A 16,507-nucleotide genomic window follows, 5' to 3' on the forward strand; every position below is an offset into this window, starting at 1 on the left:
AAAGTTGAATACCGCCATTGCGACACGCAAACACCTGGAGAGACCCGCCATGGCGCAAGACCGGGTAGAGGCTGTCGAACGTGCGCTATCCGTCATGGAAGCCTTCGACACGCAGCATGAAAGCCTGACCTTGGCCGAGCTGGCCGAGGCAACCACACTTTATAAAAGCACGCTGTTACGCTTGCTCGGTTCGCTGGAGCGTTACGATTACGTGCAGCGCGATGCACGCGGGCGCTATCGTCTGGGTGCCACGCCGGCGCGCCTAGCCCGCCGACATGTGCCTTCGCGTCAGTTGGCCAGCCTGGTCATGCCGATTCTCGAACGTTTATGCCGCGACACCGGAGAAACCGCCGCGCTACTTTCATGTGAGGAAGGCCAGATGGAGTGCCGTTTGAGCACCTTGCCGGACACGGATCTGCGCCATACGTTACACCCCGGCTATCGCTGGCAGTGGCAGGACGGCGACCCCTCTTTGGCCTTGCCGGGCGGGACGATGACTTGCCACGCGGTCCCCGACACCGCGTACTGGCTGAGTCTTTCCGGCCCCAAAGGACGTTTACCCGCTCGTGAGGCGAGGCGCGCCCTGCAAGAAGCCGCGACGCGACTGAGCCAACGCGCATTGCAGGACTATCCGTCATGACCCCCGAAACCACTGCCCCCCTGTTGCTGGTCGAGGACGATGCCCTGCTAGCCAGCACGTTGTACGACGCCCTGAGCCTGGCTGGCTACCGGGTCGACGCCCTCGAGGACGGCGACGCCACCTTCACGCGCCTGGGCTCCCCCAGGCATGGCTATGCATTGGTCCTGCTCGATCTCAATCTGCCGGGCCGCGGCGGCCTCGAGATACTCGAGGCCATGCGTCGCCATGATAGCGACACGCCGGTCTTGATCCTGACCGCACGCGGTGCCATCGAAGATCGCGTCAGGGGACTCGATCTGGGCGCCGACGACTATCTGGCCAAGCCCTTTGCGCTGGACGAACTGGAAGCCCGGGTGCGGGCCCTCTTGCGTCGTCGTCAGCATGACGATGGCACGCAGCTGCATGTCGGGGCGTTGCATTTCGATACCCTGACGCAACGCTTTACCCTTGATGATGTCACGCTCGAGCTGCCGCCTCGCGAGCAGCGCCTGCTGGTGTATCTTATGCGGCATGCTGGCGAACCGGTGGAAAAAGCCTATCTGCTCGAGCATGTCTTCGCCGAGGACGCGCTCGGTGACAATGCCATCGAGGTCTATATCCACCGCCTGCGGCGGCGTCTTGCCGACTCGTCACTGACGCTGCGCACCGTGAGGGGGCTGGGTTATCTATTGGAGAGCGAGGCGTGAGCCCATCAGTCAACTCGCCCAGCCTCTACCGGCGCCTGCTGATCTGGCTACTGGTGCCCATGCTGGCCCTAGGGACCTTGATGCTCGTTCAGTCCTACCTGGCCTCGCGCGATACCGCCGATCGGGCGTTCGATCGACTGCTCGAGTCGGCCTCGCTCTCCATCGCCGAGCAGGTCAAGCGCCAGCAGGGCCAACTGTGGATGGATTTGCCTCCGGCGGCCCTGAAAATGCTGGCCTCGAACGCCGAAGAGCGCGTTTTCTATGCCCTTTACGATGCCCATGACAACTTCATCAGCGGCAACGCCGAGCTGCCACGCATCGATAACGGGCAAGGCAGCATGCGCTTCACCAACATCCAGTGGCACGATATGGCGCTGCGCCTCGGCGTGCGGCGCTCACAACTCGAGGGATGGCGCGACCGCCAGCCTTTCGAGGTCCGCGTGGCGCATACCCGCGAAGGGCGCGAGGCCCTGACACAGACGCTTTTCCAGGGCAGCATGCTGCGTTTGATCGCCATGGCGATGTTGGCCATTGGCGTGGTGCTGCTCGGGGTACGCATGGCGTTGATGCCCCTGACCCGACTACGCCGGGCGATCCGCGCCCGCGATCCGCGCACCCTGGCACCGCTCGACCTGACGCTCCCCCGCGAGCTCGCCGAACTGCGCGAGACCCTCAACGACCTGTTGGCGCGCATGCGCCGCGTGCGCGCCAACCAGGAACGTTTCATCGGCGATGCCTCGCACCAATTGCGCACCCCGCTGGCAGGGCTTTCGGCACGCGCCGAGCTCGCCCTGCGCCAGGACGACCCACGCGCCTGGCACGATGCACTCGGCGTCATGCGCGGCAGTGCCGACAAGACCGCGCGCCTTGCATCACAACTGCTCTCCCTGACGCGCCTCAACAACCCCGAGTCGATGCCGGAAGCCCGCGATATCGATCTTTGCGACATCGCGCGGCAAGCCGTACGCGACGCCCTGACGAGCTGCCATCGCGCGGGCATCGACCTGGGCGTCGAGACGCCGTCACATGCGGTCATCCAGCACGCGGTCGAATGGCAGATCGCCGAGGCACTGGCCAACTTGATCGATAACGCCAGCCGCTATGGCGCATCACGCATTACGGTGCGCGTCGGCGAGGACCCGATGCGTCTCGAGGTCGAAGATGACGGTCCCGGCATCCCCGAGGCGCAACGCCTGCTGGTGCTGCGTCCCTTCCATCGCGGCATGGAAGGCAACCAAGGCTCGGGGCTTGGCCTGGCGATCGTCGACGGCATCGCCCGAGCCCATGCCGCCAGACTCACTCTGGTACCGGCACGCCCGAATGCCGAGCCACCAGGTTTGCGCGTGCGCTTGCATTTCACCGAGGAGTCAACACCATGACCGCGCCCTATCGTTCGCTCGCGCGCTGGGCCGCCGCCCTCGCCGGCATGATGCTATCGGCCATGGCGCTGGCCGATGGCGCCCATGTGCTGCGTTACACCGCCGACCATGAGGCCAACGCGCCGTCACTGGAAATTCACGGCGCTCTGGATAACGATCTGATGGCCCCGATGCTGGCCGATTTTCATGCACGCTATCCCGACATCGACCTCACCTACCGTAACCTGACCACGCTCACGTTATACCGGCGCTTCCTGGCGGAAGACGAGGCCTCTGCCGACGTAGTGATGTCCTCGGCGATGCCCTGGCAATACCAACTCGCCAACCGCGGTCATGCACAGGCACTGACCACGCCTGCAGCACGGCAGTGGCCTCAGGCGTCTCGCTGGCGCCACGAATTATTCGGCTTCACCTTCGAACCCGTGGTCATCGTCTATCGACGCGATGCCCTCGAGGGCGCCACGCCACCGGACAGCCACGAAGCCTTGCTGAGCTTGCTCACCCGCGAACGCCAGCGTCTCAAAGGTCGCGTGGTGACTTACGACCCCTGGCGCAGCGGCGCCGGCTATACTTATGCCACCGAAGACGCGTACATGTCACCGCGCTACTGGGAACTGGTAGCCGCCTTGGGCGGCGTGGAAGCAGAACTGGCCGATACCACCGGAGAAATGCTCGACGGCCTGGCCGAGGGACGCTACGCCGTCGGCTATAACTTGCTGGGTTCCTATGCACGCGATTTCGTGGCCGATCACCCGCAATTGGAAATGGTCATTCCCAGCGATTATGCCCTGGTGACACAGCGTCTGGTGCTGATTCCCAAGCGCGCGCCCCGCCCCAAGACTGCCGAGCGCTTCGTCGATTATCTGCTCAGCCGTCAAGGTCAGCAGGTGATCCGCGACAAGACTCCGCTCGGGGCGGTACACACCGCACTCGAAGGCGAAGGCACTGCCCGTGACTTACGCAAGACCCTTGGCGATGCCATTCACCCGATCGCCATCGACCCCAGCCTGCTGGCCACGCTCGACACCCTCAAGCGCCATTCGCTGCTCGAGCGTTGGCAGCGCGAGTACACGCGACTCAGCGACAGCGGGCCGTGAACGCATGAACGTCGCCCAGCCTCGCGCTATACTGCACGGCGTTTTATCGACACTTTTTCAGCAACTCTTCCAGCGGTGTGGGCATGCAACGTCTCGACCAACTTCTCGTCGCCCAGGGCTGGGTACGCTCACGCACGCGGGCTCAGCGTCTGATCCGTCATGGGCGAGTCACACTGGTCTCGACGGACCCTCCGCGCACGCTGACCAAGCCCGGCGAGAAAGTCGCCGACGACAGCCGTTTCCAGCTCGCCGACGATCCGGAAGAGCGCTACGTCTCGCGCGCCGGAGTCAAGCTGGAGGCCGTTCTCGACACACTGGGACTCCGCCTCGCAGGCATGACGGTACTCGACGTGGGACAATCCACCGGCGGGTTCACGGATTGCGCCTTGCGCTACGGCGCCGCGCGTGTGGTGGGTATCGAGGTCGGGCGCAAGCAGCTCGACGCGTCGCTGCGCGAGGATGAACGCGCCATCTGCCTGGAAGGCGTCAACGCCCGCGCGCTTCCCCAAGAGCGGCTCGCCGTCCTGGCACCGGAGGGACTGCACGTGGCGGTCATGGACGTTTCCTTCATCTCGCAGACCTTGATCCTGCCCGAGCTCGCCGCCGTGCTATCCTCCGGCGCGCACTTGGTCTCACTGGTCAAGCCGCAATTCGAGATCGGTCCACGCAAGGTCGACGCCCACGGCATCGTCCGCGATCCGGCTCTTTACGCGACGGTGGAAGCTCGCATCCGCGAGAGCTGCGCCGACACCGGTTTCGAGATTCGCCACTGGCAGGAAAGCCCGCTGCGCGGCGGCGATGGTAACCGCGAGTTCCTGCTGCATGCGATCAAGCGCACCTGACGGCCGCTCTCCCTCATTCATCGCTGCCAGCCGTGCCGTCTCCATCGGGGCTGCGACCGGTATCGACATCCTCGATGCCATCGCGGCGCGTCGGCCTTGAGGACGTTACTTCGCCGCCCAACGGGGCATTCTGCTGGGATTGCGAACTTACCCAAGCCTGCCGCCCCGAGGCATCGTGCAGCCAGACATCCATCTGATTGAACGCAATGCGGATGCCGTGTTCGTGGAACAAGGCATCGAGGCGTCGATTGATTTCATCGCTGGCATACAGGCGATCCATCAAATCGTTGACGAAGATCCGCAACTCGAAGCTGAACGCCGTCGCGCCATATTCAAGGCAGAATATCTGCGGCTCGGGCTCCCGCAGCACGCGTTGGTTTTCCTCGGCGGCCTGGCGCATCAGGCGGTGGACCTGTTCCAGGTCGGAGCCATGCGACACGCCATAGGTCAGCACCACCCGCGTGATGTTGTCGGAAAGCGACCAGTTGATCAGTTGATCGGTAACGAAGGTCTTGTTGGGGATGATGATTTCCTTGCGGTCGAAATCCGTCACCGTGGTGGCACGAATGCGAATACGGCTGACCGTACCGTGCAAGTTCCCCAGGGTGATGGTATCGCCGATACGTACTGGGCGTTCGAACAGGATGATCAGCCCCGAAATGAAGTTGGCGAAGATCTCCTGTAGCCCGAAGCCCAGCCCCACGCCCAGTGCGGCGACCAGCCATTGCAGCTTATCCCACGACACCCCGAGCGTTCCCAGCGACACCACGACCCCCGTCCCCACGATGGTGTAGGAAAGCAGCGAGGAAATAGCATAGGCACTGCCCTGCTTGAGGCTCAGGCGCGAGAGCACCATGACCTCCAAAAGCCCAGGCAGGTTGCGCGCCATCATCAAAGTCAGCGCGACCAGCACCAGCGCCGTGAGCACATCGGCCACGGCGATCGGGCTAGTGGTCATCGCCTCACCCTGGCCGCTCTCAACCTGCCATACGGTGACATTGTCGAGATAGGACAACACGCTCAGTAAGTCCGCCCACACCACGTAAAGCAGCAGGGTAAAACCCAGAAACAGAATCAACTTGGACAGGCGCAGCGACTGCTGGTTGACCTGCTCCATATCCAGCGGCGGCTCTTCGACCACCTCGAGGCCGCTTTCGGTGTCCTCCTTGGCCTGCGCACGGCGACGCGCCACCGCGCGCCGATAGGCCAGGCGCCGCGCCGCAACCGCCAACCCGCGGACGACCGCAGCTTCGACGAGAATCCACAGCCCGAGAATATAGATCGAAGTGATGAATCGGCCGATCAAACTTAGCGCGGTGTACTCGAACCCCATGACAATCAGGCCAGCCAGTATCAAAGGCACGACCGATAACGCCAAGCCCAGCAGCAGACGGAAAAGCTTGAGGCCAAAAAACGGTACATGAGCGAGGATCAGACGCACCAATACTACGGTCATCGCCACCAGTCCCAGCAGCAGCAACAGCAGCGACAACGGCCGCTCCGCCAGACGTCCATCGCTGTAGGGCGCGACGTTGCTGATCAGAATGACCGGAATCAGTGCGATGCCCAACCATAGCAACAGGCGCCGCAAGCGCAGCACGTACTGCGGTGACCAGTGAAAGTGGCGCGCAGCCACGCCATCGGCGACCAGCAGTCGTCGCGACCAGGCGATGACACCCCACGCCAGCGCCAGCTGCAGCAACGCATCGCCCAGCACCACGGCGAAGCCATGCCCGCCCAGATTGAGCGCCCCACCCACGGCCGCCAAGAACAAGGGGCCATGCGCGGCCAGCAACGCATTGAGCGCAATCGCGCGGGGCGTGTGCATCTGGGTGTCACGCTTGAGGCGCCCGATTTCCCCATGCAGCCGTAGCAGTGACGCCTTGAGGCGACGCCGCCATAACAACAACCCGCCGGAAAGCATCAACAGCGGCACCATGGCGAACGCCTCGCCATCGGGGCGCTGCTGCGCGGACACCAATGTCGAACGCCAGTCGCCGTCGGTCGTGCCCTGCCACAGCGTGCGCGGAAACTGCCGCAACCATGTCAAGTCCAGCGGGCGCCCGTTGGCCACCCAGAACAACTGCTCTTCGATGGTCGCGCGCAGCTCGTCACTGATCTTCAGCAACTGTTGCTGATTGAGCTGCTGGTTGATGGCAATCGTCAGCAGGTTGCCATATTCCTCATCGAGCTGGCCGAGCAACTCGCGGCGCGACTCGAACAACTTGGTCAACGCCTCACGCAACCCCGGGGCGTCGTCTATATCAGCATCGGCCAGGCTTTTATCGGCCAATTGCTGGGGGCGTCGCAAGGCGTCGTGTTGCTGCGACAGATCGAACTGACGTAGGCGCAGGTCGGCGATTTCATCCTGTAACCCGCTTTGTGCGTCCACTTCGGGCAACGACTCTCGCTGCTCGCGAAGGATTCGCGACAGCAGCAAGCTGCCGCGAATCGCATCGATCTGTTCGTTGAGCGTGCGCTGGACCTGGCGCACACGATCAAGCTGGGTTCGCGTTTCGATCCCCTCGCGCACCAGCTCGTTAGCGCGATCGGTCACCTCCAGCAATTCACCGCTCAGGTCGCGATTGACCTGCTGAACCTTGGTCAACACGGGGTGGGCAGCGATGGCCTCGGCATCTTCGCGGCCGACATCGGCGATAGCCTTCTCCGACTGCTCGCGCCGCTCCCGATCCAACGCGGCCTGCAACGTCGACAATTGACTTTCCTGGAGCGCAATGCGCTTTTCCAGCACGTCGCGCTGCTGCATCGCCAACTCGCGCAGGCGGGTATTGTGCGAAAGCTCGCTCTGATGCCAGCGCGCGCGTCGCTCGGCCAATGCCTGCTCGACCCGATAGCGGTCGCGCTGGGCAAGTTCGGCCTCGCTTGATCCCTCGACGTCGCCCAGTTCGGCAAGTTGCGACTGACGCCTATCGGCACGTTCCCGAGCTTCGGCGATCGAGGTCTGGGCACGTTCGGGAAGAGTCTGGGCACTAATCAACTGAGCATTGACGTCCGCCAGACGGCTTTGCAGCGTCTCGAGCTCTCCCAAGGCATCGCCGGTACGCTCGCGCAACTCATCCAGCGACAAATCGCCAAGGTCGCTCTCACGCGGTGACGTCGACGACTCTTCCAGACGCTGCAGCTGTTGCGTCAAGGATTGCGATTCCTGAGAGGCGTTCTGCGCACGCTGCTCGAGCGCGTCGAGTTTATCGTCGACCGAGTCGAGTTCTTTCAGTGCCTCCAGCGTCGCGCGCGTATCGTCTATGGCCGCGCGCTGGTCGCTATCGGGCTGCTCAATGGACTGCAGCCGCTCCAGACGCGTCGTCAGCGCGTCGTGTTCAGGTAATGCCGACTGCGCCGAGGCGTCGCCAATCGCCCACAGCAGGCAAATCGAGACACATGCGATACAATGGATCACACGCCACTTGGCATGCGCTCGCCCAGGCCAGCATTGCCAAGCGAAGAAATGATGCCAGCGTCGACACGACATGCTCTGTCCTCGTTCTCATACGTTGCGCCGATTGTCGGTGCGTGACACGCACATGGCAATCTCGTGCGGATATTTGCGTTCGACTACCAGCGTGATAGAAACATTCACGCTGACCAATGCTAGCCATCGACAAGGTACTAAATGACATGGAGTCACCACGCCCCTGCTTGCCGATTCTCGTGTTGCTCACGCTCATGCTGTCCGCCTCTGCGCAGGCCGCCACAACCCTGAGCGATAGCGAACGCGAGGCCATTGAAGCACGCGTCCAATCCCTGGAAGCGGAGCTTCACGAGCTGCGCGAAACCTTGGCCGACGACGCCGCGACCACAGAGGCTGACGCCACCCCCGAAGAAAGCGCGGCTAAGAACGTGGAAGTCCGCGCCGACAAACGTCGCGAACTGGAACGCGAGTCGTCGCGCAATCCTCTGGCAGTGACCACGTATCGGCGCAACTACCTACTACCGTGGGCCTATAACGCCAATCCGGATCAAGACCGCTTCCGCCAGGTCAGCGATGCGGCCAACGCCGATAACGCCGAGGTCAAGTACCAGTTGAGCTTCAAGGTCAACCTAGTCGAAGATCTGTTCGATGATAACGGCGATGTATACTTCGCCTATACCCAGCGAAGCTGGTGGCAAGCCTACAATTCCGAAGCATCGGCGCCATTTCGCGAGACCAACTACGAACCCGAAATGTTCGTCAGCTTCGATAACGACATGAGTGCCTTAGGCTGGACCAATACTCTCAATCGCATCGGCTTCGCTCACCAGTCCAACGGCCGCTCTGACCCGTTGTCGCGTAGCTGGAATCGTATCTACGCCGATATGGTGTTCCAACGCGGCGAGTGGGCGGTGAGCGTCGCGCCCCACTGGCGAGTCCCCGAGAACGAGGAAGACGACGACAACCCCGACCTCCAGGATTACATCGGCTATGGCGACATCACCATGGTGCGCGCGTTCGGCGATCAGGAAGTTTCCCTGCTGATGCGTGGCAACCCCGGCAAGGACCATTACGGCGCCCAGTTGGATTACTCATTCCCGCTATTCGGCAAGGTTCGCGGTTACGTTCAGTATTATCATGGCTATGGCGAAAGCCTGATCGACTACGACCACATCAATCGCCGTATAGGGCTCGGTTTCAGCATCAACACCTTCCTGGCCGGTATTCCTGGCCTAGAGTAACGATGCAGGCTAGGAAGCACTGTTGATACGGTGGCCTGGCCTGCTATGCTAAATATGCCATTAACCTGTCAAAGGAAGACACCATGACCATGCAGCCTACCGGCGGCCACAGCGAAAGCGAAGCTTCCACCGAGCAGCTCAAGGATGACCTGCGTCACCTATCACAGACCGTTGAAGAACTGGTCAAAGCGACAGCTGACGATTCTCGAGGACACATCACCGAGGCACGCGAGCGAGCTCAACAGCGCCTGAGCGATACGCGCGCCAAGCTTGAGGCGCGCGGCGAAAAATTCTACGAAAGCGCACGCGACCAGATGGATTGCTGCGATCGTTACGTGCGTGACAACCCCTGGACCAGCATCGGCATCGGCGCTGGTGTCGGGGTCGTCATTGGCTTGCTCATCGGGCGTCGCTAATGGCAGATCGCCAGGGACCGGCGGAGCGCGTCATCACCTCGGCGCGCCGCCTGCTTTCCAATGTGATTGCCACGGGCGAGACACGTTTGCGTCTCGCTGTGCTCGAGCTGGAAGCCGAACGCGACCGTATGCTCAGTCTGCTATTGCTGGCAGGCGCAGCACTGATCACTTTCTCTTTCGCCCTCGGCATGCTGCTTTTAATGCTGGTGGTCTTGTACTGGGAAAACCATCGCCTGCTCGCCATTGGTGTGTGCGCGGGTGTGCTGTTCATCATCACCGCATGCTTTGCTTACGGTGCCAAGCGCATCGCCAAACGTCGGCGACTCATGCAATCCACCTTGAGTCATTTAGAACAAGACCGCCAAGCACTGGGGGCCTCTCGTGAATCGTCGTGAACGTGCTGCGGAACTTGAATATCTCGAGACCCGCATCCTGCAGCAACGTCTCGATATAGGGCATGCACTGCATGACTGGCGCGATGCCACGGCACCCATCGATCACGGCTGGCAACGCTTGATGCAGTGGCGTGCGCCCTTGCTCAGTGGCTTCGGCCTGCTCGCGGCGCAGGGCGTACGACGGCCAAGGTCCACACGCGCCTGGATGCGTCGCGGACTCTCGACCCTCTTGTTGGTCAATCGAGCGCGCGCCTTGTACCGCCTCGCACGCCGTTAGCCCCGCGATAGCCATGAAGCCCCCATTTGGGGGCTTTTTCATATTCAATGGGTCAGCCAGCCAGTCAGCTCGGCATCGATATCCTCATCGTCCGGCGACAGCCGTACACAGGGCACGCCCCACGTCGCCAACCGCTCACGCGTTTCATCGGCGAAGACAGCCAGCTCGCCCTCATGGCAATAAACCACCGCCGTCACGCCATGACGTTCCACCAGTGACGGCACCTCGCTGGGATAGTAGATGCGTATGCCCTCCACTTGCGTACCGTGATGCCAGGGGTAATCGTCAACCACCGCCAACGCCCTATAGCGTGTCGAACGTGCGAAATGCGTCAGCAATCGATAATGCGCGTATTCCAGCCCGCACACGACCACCGGTAAGCGCTCCCGCGTCGTTTTCTTGGCACGAAGCCACTGGCCTACGGCCTGCCAGAGCGCTTGCGATGCACGTCGCAGCATGGACGACTCCTCTACCTTGCTCATCGCTTGCTAGGCTATACTACATGGCCTGCCCGCAGGCCACGCCCGAGGCCCAAGCCCATTGAAAATTGAAGCCGCCCAACTGACCGGTGACATCCAACGCCTCGCCGATGAAACGCAGCGCCGGTAGCCCTTCCACGGCAAAGGTCTTGGAAGAAATCGCCTGTGTCTCGACGCCACCTAGCGTCACCTCGGCGGTCCGCCAGCCCTCGGTCCCTGCGGGTTTGAGCTGCCAGCGTTTCAGATCGTCCTCCAGGCGTGACACCTCACGATTGGAAAGCGCTCCCAGCGGCTGTTCCGTCATTCCTTGCCATTCGCACCAGGCCTGCGCCAGGCGCTTGGGAAGCCGCTCGCCCAGCCACGTGGACACATGCCGCTTGGGCACTTCGTGACGCATGGCGGTCAGTTCCCCGGCAACGTCAGTATCCGGCAGCAAGTCGATGGACAATGCCATGCCCGGTTGCCAATGGCTGGAAGCCTGCAGCATGGCCGGCCCCGAGACACCGCGATGCGTGAACAGCATGGGTTCACGATAGCGTCCTTCGCCGACCTCGACCGTCACCGGGCAGCTTATCCCCGCCAGCGACGCGGCTCTTTCCCGCCATTGCGAGGTCAATGTGAACGGCACCAACGCGGCACGCGTCTCGGTGACGCCCAAGCCAAACTGACGGGCGATGTCATAGCCGAAACCGGTGGCACCCATGGTGGGAATCGACAATCCGCCGGTGGCGATGACCACCGTACCGGCGTCGATGACACCACTCGAGGTCTTGAGACGCATGCCTTCACCGCGTCGCTCGAGGGATGTGATACATGTCTTGAGGCGTACTTCCGCGCCTGCCCACTCGCATTCGGTGAGCAACATGGACACTATCGGCTTGGCCGAATCGGCACAGAAAAGCTGCCCCGGCGCCTTCTCGACATGCTCGATGCCGTGGCGCTCGACGAGCTCGACGAAATGGCCCGGCGTATAGCGTTTGAGTGCAGAGATGCAGAAATGCGGGTTGGCGGAGAAGAAATGCTCCGGCCCCGTCGCCAGATTGGTAAAATTGCAGCGCCCGCCCCCGGACATCAAGATCTTCTTGCCCGCCTTGTTGGCATGGTCGAGCACCAGCACACGCCGCCCCTCGTAACCGGCGGTCAGTGCGCACATCAGTCCCGCCGCGCCGGCACCGATCACCACTACATCATAGGTCTGTGCCATCGTCGCGTCTCATTGCTGGCAAAGGCGAACATTCTAAGCGTTAAGCGTCACAGCGACGAACCTGTATATTCTGTATGCTCGTCATCGTCACCGACAGCACAACAACGAGACACTATGCCCGTATTCTCTCTCCCAGCCGGGAGCGCACTCGGTCGGTATACCCTCGGGCTGGCGGCATTGAGCCTGCTGGCACTGACAGGCGCAAAGGCACAGGAAGACACCGACCGCACGCAGGTCATCGCCGTGAAGGCCTCCACCGCGAGGTGGAGCGACCCTCTGGAAGCACTGGGCACGCTGCGTGCCGACGAAAGCGTGACGCTTTCCGCGACCGTGACCGAGGCCGTGGCCGAAATCAATTTCGATGACGCCCAACGCGTCACCGAGGGCGAGTTACTGATTCGCCTCGACGATAGTGCGGTACAGGCCGAACTGCGCGCCGCCCGCGCATTGCGTCAAGAACGCGAGAATGCCGTGCGGCGCGCCCGACAACTGCAGGACCGCAATGTCGGTACCCGCGCCGACTTTGAGGATGCCCGGGCTCAACTCGCCCAGGCCGACGCCCAGATCGACGAGATACAAACACGCCTCGCCGATCACCGCTTGCGCGCGCCGTTCGACGGCACCGTCGGCCAGCGCAATCTCAGCGTCGGTGCACTGGTCACACCCGGCACCGAGCTGGTCACGCTCGACAAGCTCGATTACATGAAGCTCGACTTCACTGTCCCCGCGACGGCGCTCGACATGCTCGCACCAGGGCTGCCGATCAGCGCCACCACGCCCAGCTATCCCACACGTACCTTTCATGGCGAAGTGACCAGCATCGGCACGCGTATCGACCCTGTCTCGCGCAGCGTCAGTGTACGCGCGCGCCTGCCCAATCCCGAGCGCACGCTGCGCCCCGGCATGCTGATGGTGGTCACGCTGGAACGCAATTCACGCCAGACACTGGTGGTGCCGGAGTCCGTCCTCGTGCCCAGCGGCGAGCGCCAATACGTCATGCGTATCATCCGTGATGCGGACAACCGCATCCAACGCCATCAGGTGGAGATCGGCAAACGCCACGTCGGTAGCGTCGAAATCCTCGACGGCCTCGCACCGGGCGACTGGGTCGTCAGCCACGGCACGAATAAGGTACGCGATGGCGATCACGTGGATATCCTGGCGCTCGACGATGGCAACCGCACGATCAGCGAGATTCTCAAGGCCGCGCGTGACGGCGAAGTACGCGGCGAGCAAGAACGTGACGGAGAAGATGGCTGATGCGTCTTTCCGATACCGCCATTCAGCGTCCGGTGCTGGCGACCGTCTTCGCCCTGTTGTTGATCGCCTTCGGCATCCTCGCGCTCGAACGCTTGCCGGTGCAGGAATACCCCGCCATCGACCCACCGGTGGTCAGCGTGGAAACGAACTATCCCGGCGCGTCGGCGAATATCGTGGAAACTCGCATCACCCAGGTGATCGAAGACCGCATCGCCGGTATCGAAGGCATCGATCTCATCGAGTCGACCAGCAGCGATGGCGAATCCGAGATCGACATCACCTTCAGCCTCGACCGTGATATCGAAGCGGCGGCCAACGACATTCGCGACCGGGTTTCCGGGGTCAGCGACAACCTGCCCGAGGAAGCCGATCCACCCGAAGTGGAAAAGTCCGATAGCAGCGACGACGTCATCATGTGGCTGAGCCTCACGGCAGAAGGCTACTCGGTTCCCGAACTGACCGATTACGCCAATCGCTACCTGGTCGACCGCTTCTCCACGCAAACCGGCGTCTCGCGCGTGCGCGTCGGCGGCGGCAAGGAATACTCCATGCGCGTGTGGCTGAAGCGCAACGCGCTGGCCGCCCGCGACCTGACCGTCAGTGATGTGGAAGGCGCATTGCGCGCCGAAAACGTCGAACTCCCGGCGGGCTTTCTGGAGTCCGACTCACGCCAATTCACTCTGCGACTGCCGCGCAGCTTCGAGACCGCCAGCGACTTCCGCGACCTGGTCATCGACCAGGGCAATGACGGCTACCTCACGCGACTGAGCGACGTGGCACGTGTCGAAGTGGGCTCGGTGGAGGAACGTTCTCTGTTTCGCGGCAACGGCGTACCCATGGTCGGCCTGGGCGTCATGAAGCAATCCACCGCCAACATTCTCGAGGTCTCCCAAGGCATCAAGGCAGAGATGGAACGCCTGAAATCGACCCTGCCGGATGGCATGCAACTGCGCCTCAACTTCGATTCCTCGGTATTCGTCTCCGGCGCCCTGAAGGAAGTCGTCGCCACGCTGTTCATCGCCATGGGCCTGGTCGTCATCGTGATTTTCCTGTTTCTAGGCAATGTGCGGACCACACTGGTGCCCGCGGTCACCGTGCCGATCTCGATCATCGGTACCTTCATCGCCCTGAACGCCTTCGGCTTTACACTGAACCTGCTCACGCTGCTTGCCCTGGTGCTGGCCATAGGTTTGGTCGTCGACGACGCCATCGTGGTACTCGAAAACGTCCATCGCCGCATGCAGCTCTATGGTGAAACACCGTTGGTAGCCGCCTTTCATGGCACCCGCCAGATCGGCTTCGCGGTCATCGCTACCACCCTGGTGTTGATCGCGGTGTTCGTGCCGTTGAGCTTTCTGCGTGGCGACATCGGTCGATTGTTTTCCGAATTCGCGTTGACCCTGGCCGCCGCCGTGGCGATCTCCTGCCTGCTGGCGCTGTCGTTGGCCCCCATGATGTGCTCCAAGATCCTCGACCCGAGTATGCACGAAAGCCGCATCAGCCATGCCGTACATACCTTGCTCGACGCCACCCAGCGCCTCTATCGCTACGTACTCTTCACTTTGTTACGCGTGCGCTGGCTATGCCTGGTCGTGTTCGTCGCACTGCTCGGCGCCACGGCCTGGCTGTTCACCGAGCTACCCAACGAGTACACCCCGAAGGAAGATCGTGGCAATTTCTTCATCCTCGTCAACGGCCCCGAAGGCGCCACCTTCGACTACATGCAGGACTATATGGACGAGATAGAGGCGCGCCTGCTGCCACTGGTCGACGAAGGCGAGATCCGCAACATCTCGGTGCGCGCACCGCGCGGCTACGGCAATATCGAGAACTTCAACGACGGCATGGTAATTGCCAGTCTCGCTGATTGGGGTGAGCGGCGCTCGGCCTGGGACATCATGGCCGACGTGCGACAGCGACTCGCGGGCCTCCCCGGCGTCGAGGCCGCCCCGGTGATGCGACAAGGCTTCGGCGGGCGCATTCAGAAACCGGTGCAATTCGTGATCGGCGGCGGTACCTACGAATCGCTGGTCACCTGGCGCGACCGACTGTTCGAGCGCATCCGCGAGGATGATTCAGGACTCACCGCCGTGGAGAGCGACTACAAGGAAACCCAGCCCCAACTGCGCATCGAGATCGACTACCAGCGCGCCGCCGCCCTCGGCGTAACCGTCAATACCATCGGCCGCACCCTGCAAACGTTACTCGGTGGGCGCAGTGTGACCAGCTACGTGGATGACGGCGAGGAATACGACGTGATGCTCGAAGGCGAGCGCGACACACAGCGCAGTCCCAACGCACTGGACAACATCCAGGTGCGCTCCGAACGCAGCGGCGAGTTGATTCCGCTGGCGAGTCTGGTCACTCTCAGCAACTATGCCGACGCCAGCGAGCTCAATCGCTTCAATCGCGTCCGCGCGATCACCCTGGAAGCCAATCTCGAGGACGGCACTTCCATGGGCGAGGCGCTGGGATATCTCAACGCCATCGCCGACGAGGAACTGCCCGCCGACGCCATGATCGACTACAAGGGCCCATCGCGGGACTATCAGGAATCCAGTGGCGCTACCGCCTTCCTGATGCTCATGGGTCTGCTGGTGGTCTTTCTGGTACTCGCAGCGCAGTTCGAGAGCTTCGTGCATCCGCTGGTCATCATGCTGACGGTGCCCCTGGCGATAAGCGGCGCTCTGCTCGGCCTGTGGCTGACCGGTCAGTCGCTGAATATCTACAGCCAGGTAGGCATGGTGATGCTTGTCGGGCTGGCCGCCAAGAATGGCATCCTCATTGTCGAGTTCGCCAATCAGCTCCGCGACGAAGGGCGCGCCTTCCGCGACGCCCTGATCGATGCCTCGGTGACGCGCCTACGCCCGATCCTGATGACCGCAGTGACTACCATGGCCGGCGCCGTGCCGTTGATTCTCGCCAGCGGCCCTGGCGCTGAAACACGCCTGGTCATCGGCACGGTCATCTTCAGTGGCGTGGCCGCTGCCACATTGTTCACGCTACTGGTGGTGCCCGTCGCCTACGATATCCTGGCCCGGCATACCGGCTCGCCCAGCGATGTCAGACGGCGTCTGACGCGCGAGATGGAAGGAGCGTCGTGATAAGAGGAACGTCGTGATAAAAAAGCGCCGCCGACAACATCGGCGGCATAACCAGCA

The 16,507-nt window shown here is 62.3% G+C and carries 14 protein-coding genes; 11 read left to right on the top strand and 3 right to left on the bottom strand.

The window, feature by feature from the left end; all coding sequences use genetic code 11:
• The first annotated feature begins 49 nt into the window (after nucleotides 1-49).
• The 5 genes from OP496_RS00975 to OP496_RS00995 all read left to right on the top strand — a co-directional run bounded on the left by OP496_RS00975 (nucleotide 50) and on the right by OP496_RS00995 (nucleotide 4,644).
• Nucleotides 50-640 carry a helix-turn-helix domain-containing protein gene (locus OP496_RS00975; RefSeq protein ID WP_280561459.1) on the top strand — a complete coding sequence of 197 codons (591 nt, stop codon included), beginning with the start codon at nucleotides 50-52 and terminating at the stop codon, nucleotides 638-640.
• Complete coding sequence (locus tag OP496_RS00980) at nucleotides 637-1,326, top strand: response regulator transcription factor (protein ID WP_280561461.1); 690 nt, start codon at nucleotides 637-639, stop codon at nucleotides 1,324-1,326. The genes OP496_RS00975 and OP496_RS00980 overlap by 4 nt, the downstream gene beginning before the upstream one ends.
• On the top strand, nucleotides 1,323-2,705 hold the full coding sequence (locus tag OP496_RS00985; RefSeq protein ID WP_280561462.1) for a sensor histidine kinase: 1,383 nt from the start codon (nucleotides 1,323-1,325) through the stop codon (nucleotides 2,703-2,705). Before OP496_RS00980 ends, OP496_RS00985 begins: the two co-directional genes overlap by 4 nt.
• Complete coding sequence (locus tag OP496_RS00990) at nucleotides 2,702-3,802, top strand: ABC transporter substrate-binding protein (protein WP_280561463.1); 1,101 nt, start codon at nucleotides 2,702-2,704, stop codon at nucleotides 3,800-3,802. The genes OP496_RS00985 and OP496_RS00990 overlap by 4 nt, the downstream gene beginning before the upstream one ends.
• An 83-nt stretch (nucleotides 3,803-3,885) precedes the next feature.
• Nucleotides 3,886-4,644, top strand: a complete 759-nt coding sequence (locus OP496_RS00995; RefSeq protein WP_280561464.1) for a TlyA family RNA methyltransferase — start codon at nucleotides 3,886-3,888, stop codon at nucleotides 4,642-4,644.
• A gap of 13 nt (nucleotides 4,645-4,657) precedes the next feature.
• On the opposite strand, the gene mscK is transcribed toward OP496_RS00995, so the two are convergent.
• Nucleotides 4,658-8,134 carry a mechanosensitive channel MscK gene (gene mscK / locus OP496_RS01000; protein WP_280561465.1) on the bottom strand — a complete coding sequence of 1,159 codons (3,477 nt, stop codon included), beginning with the start codon at nucleotides 8,132-8,134 and terminating at the stop codon, nucleotides 4,658-4,660.
• A 146-nt stretch (nucleotides 8,135-8,280) separates the two neighbouring features.
• On the opposite strand from mscK, the gene OP496_RS01005 reads away from it, so the two are divergent.
• The 4 genes from OP496_RS01005 to OP496_RS01020 all read left to right on the top strand — a co-directional run bounded on the left by OP496_RS01005 (nucleotide 8,281) and on the right by OP496_RS01020 (nucleotide 10,403).
• Entirely contained in the window at nucleotides 8,281-9,315 is a 1,035-nt protein-coding gene (locus OP496_RS01005; protein WP_280561466.1) for a phospholipase A, read from the top strand.
• An 83-nt stretch (nucleotides 9,316-9,398) separates the two neighbouring features.
• Entirely contained in the window at nucleotides 9,399-9,731 is a 333-nt protein-coding gene (locus tag OP496_RS01010) for a YqjD family protein (RefSeq protein WP_280561467.1), read from the top strand.
• Nucleotides 9,731-10,126: a phage holin family protein gene (locus tag OP496_RS01015; protein WP_280561468.1), complete on the top strand. Its 396-nt coding sequence runs from the start codon at nucleotides 9,731-9,733 to the stop codon at nucleotides 10,124-10,126. The genes OP496_RS01010 and OP496_RS01015 overlap by 1 nt, the downstream gene beginning before the upstream one ends.
• On the top strand, nucleotides 10,113-10,403 hold the full coding sequence (locus OP496_RS01020) for a YqjK-like family protein (protein WP_280561469.1): 291 nt from the start codon (nucleotides 10,113-10,115) through the stop codon (nucleotides 10,401-10,403). The genes OP496_RS01015 and OP496_RS01020 overlap by 14 nt, the downstream gene beginning before the upstream one ends.
• Before the next feature lie 44 nt (nucleotides 10,404-10,447).
• On the opposite strand, the gene OP496_RS01025 is transcribed toward OP496_RS01020, so the two are convergent.
• Both OP496_RS01025 and OP496_RS01030 read right to left on the bottom strand, forming a co-directional pair.
• A complete protein-coding gene (locus OP496_RS01025) occupies nucleotides 10,448-10,861 on the bottom strand; it encodes a hypothetical protein (RefSeq protein ID WP_280561470.1) in 414 nt (137 codons plus the stop codon).
• A 40-nt stretch (nucleotides 10,862-10,901) separates the two neighbouring features.
• Nucleotides 10,902-12,086, bottom strand: coding sequence for an NAD(P)/FAD-dependent oxidoreductase (locus tag OP496_RS01030; protein WP_280561471.1), 1,185 nt, complete (start codon nucleotides 12,084-12,086; stop codon nucleotides 10,902-10,904).
• 114 nt (nucleotides 12,087-12,200) lie between these two features.
• Here OP496_RS01030 and OP496_RS01035 point away from each other — a divergent pair, with 114 nt between their 5' ends.
• Both OP496_RS01035 and OP496_RS01040 read left to right on the top strand, forming a co-directional pair.
• Nucleotides 12,201-13,346, top strand: coding sequence for an efflux RND transporter periplasmic adaptor subunit (locus OP496_RS01035; RefSeq protein WP_280561472.1), 1,146 nt, complete (start codon nucleotides 12,201-12,203; stop codon nucleotides 13,344-13,346).
• Nucleotides 13,346-16,450 carry an efflux RND transporter permease subunit gene (locus OP496_RS01040; protein ID WP_280561473.1) on the top strand — a complete coding sequence of 1,035 codons (3,105 nt, stop codon included), beginning with the start codon at nucleotides 13,346-13,348 and terminating at the stop codon, nucleotides 16,448-16,450. The genes OP496_RS01035 and OP496_RS01040 overlap by 1 nt, the downstream gene beginning before the upstream one ends.
• Nucleotides 16,451-16,507: the final 57 nt, after the last annotated feature.

Origin of the sequence: Chromohalobacter sp. 48-RD10, assembly GCF_029889785.1 — a bacterium.
GTDB lineage: Bacteria > Pseudomonadota > Gammaproteobacteria > Pseudomonadales > Halomonadaceae > Chromohalobacter.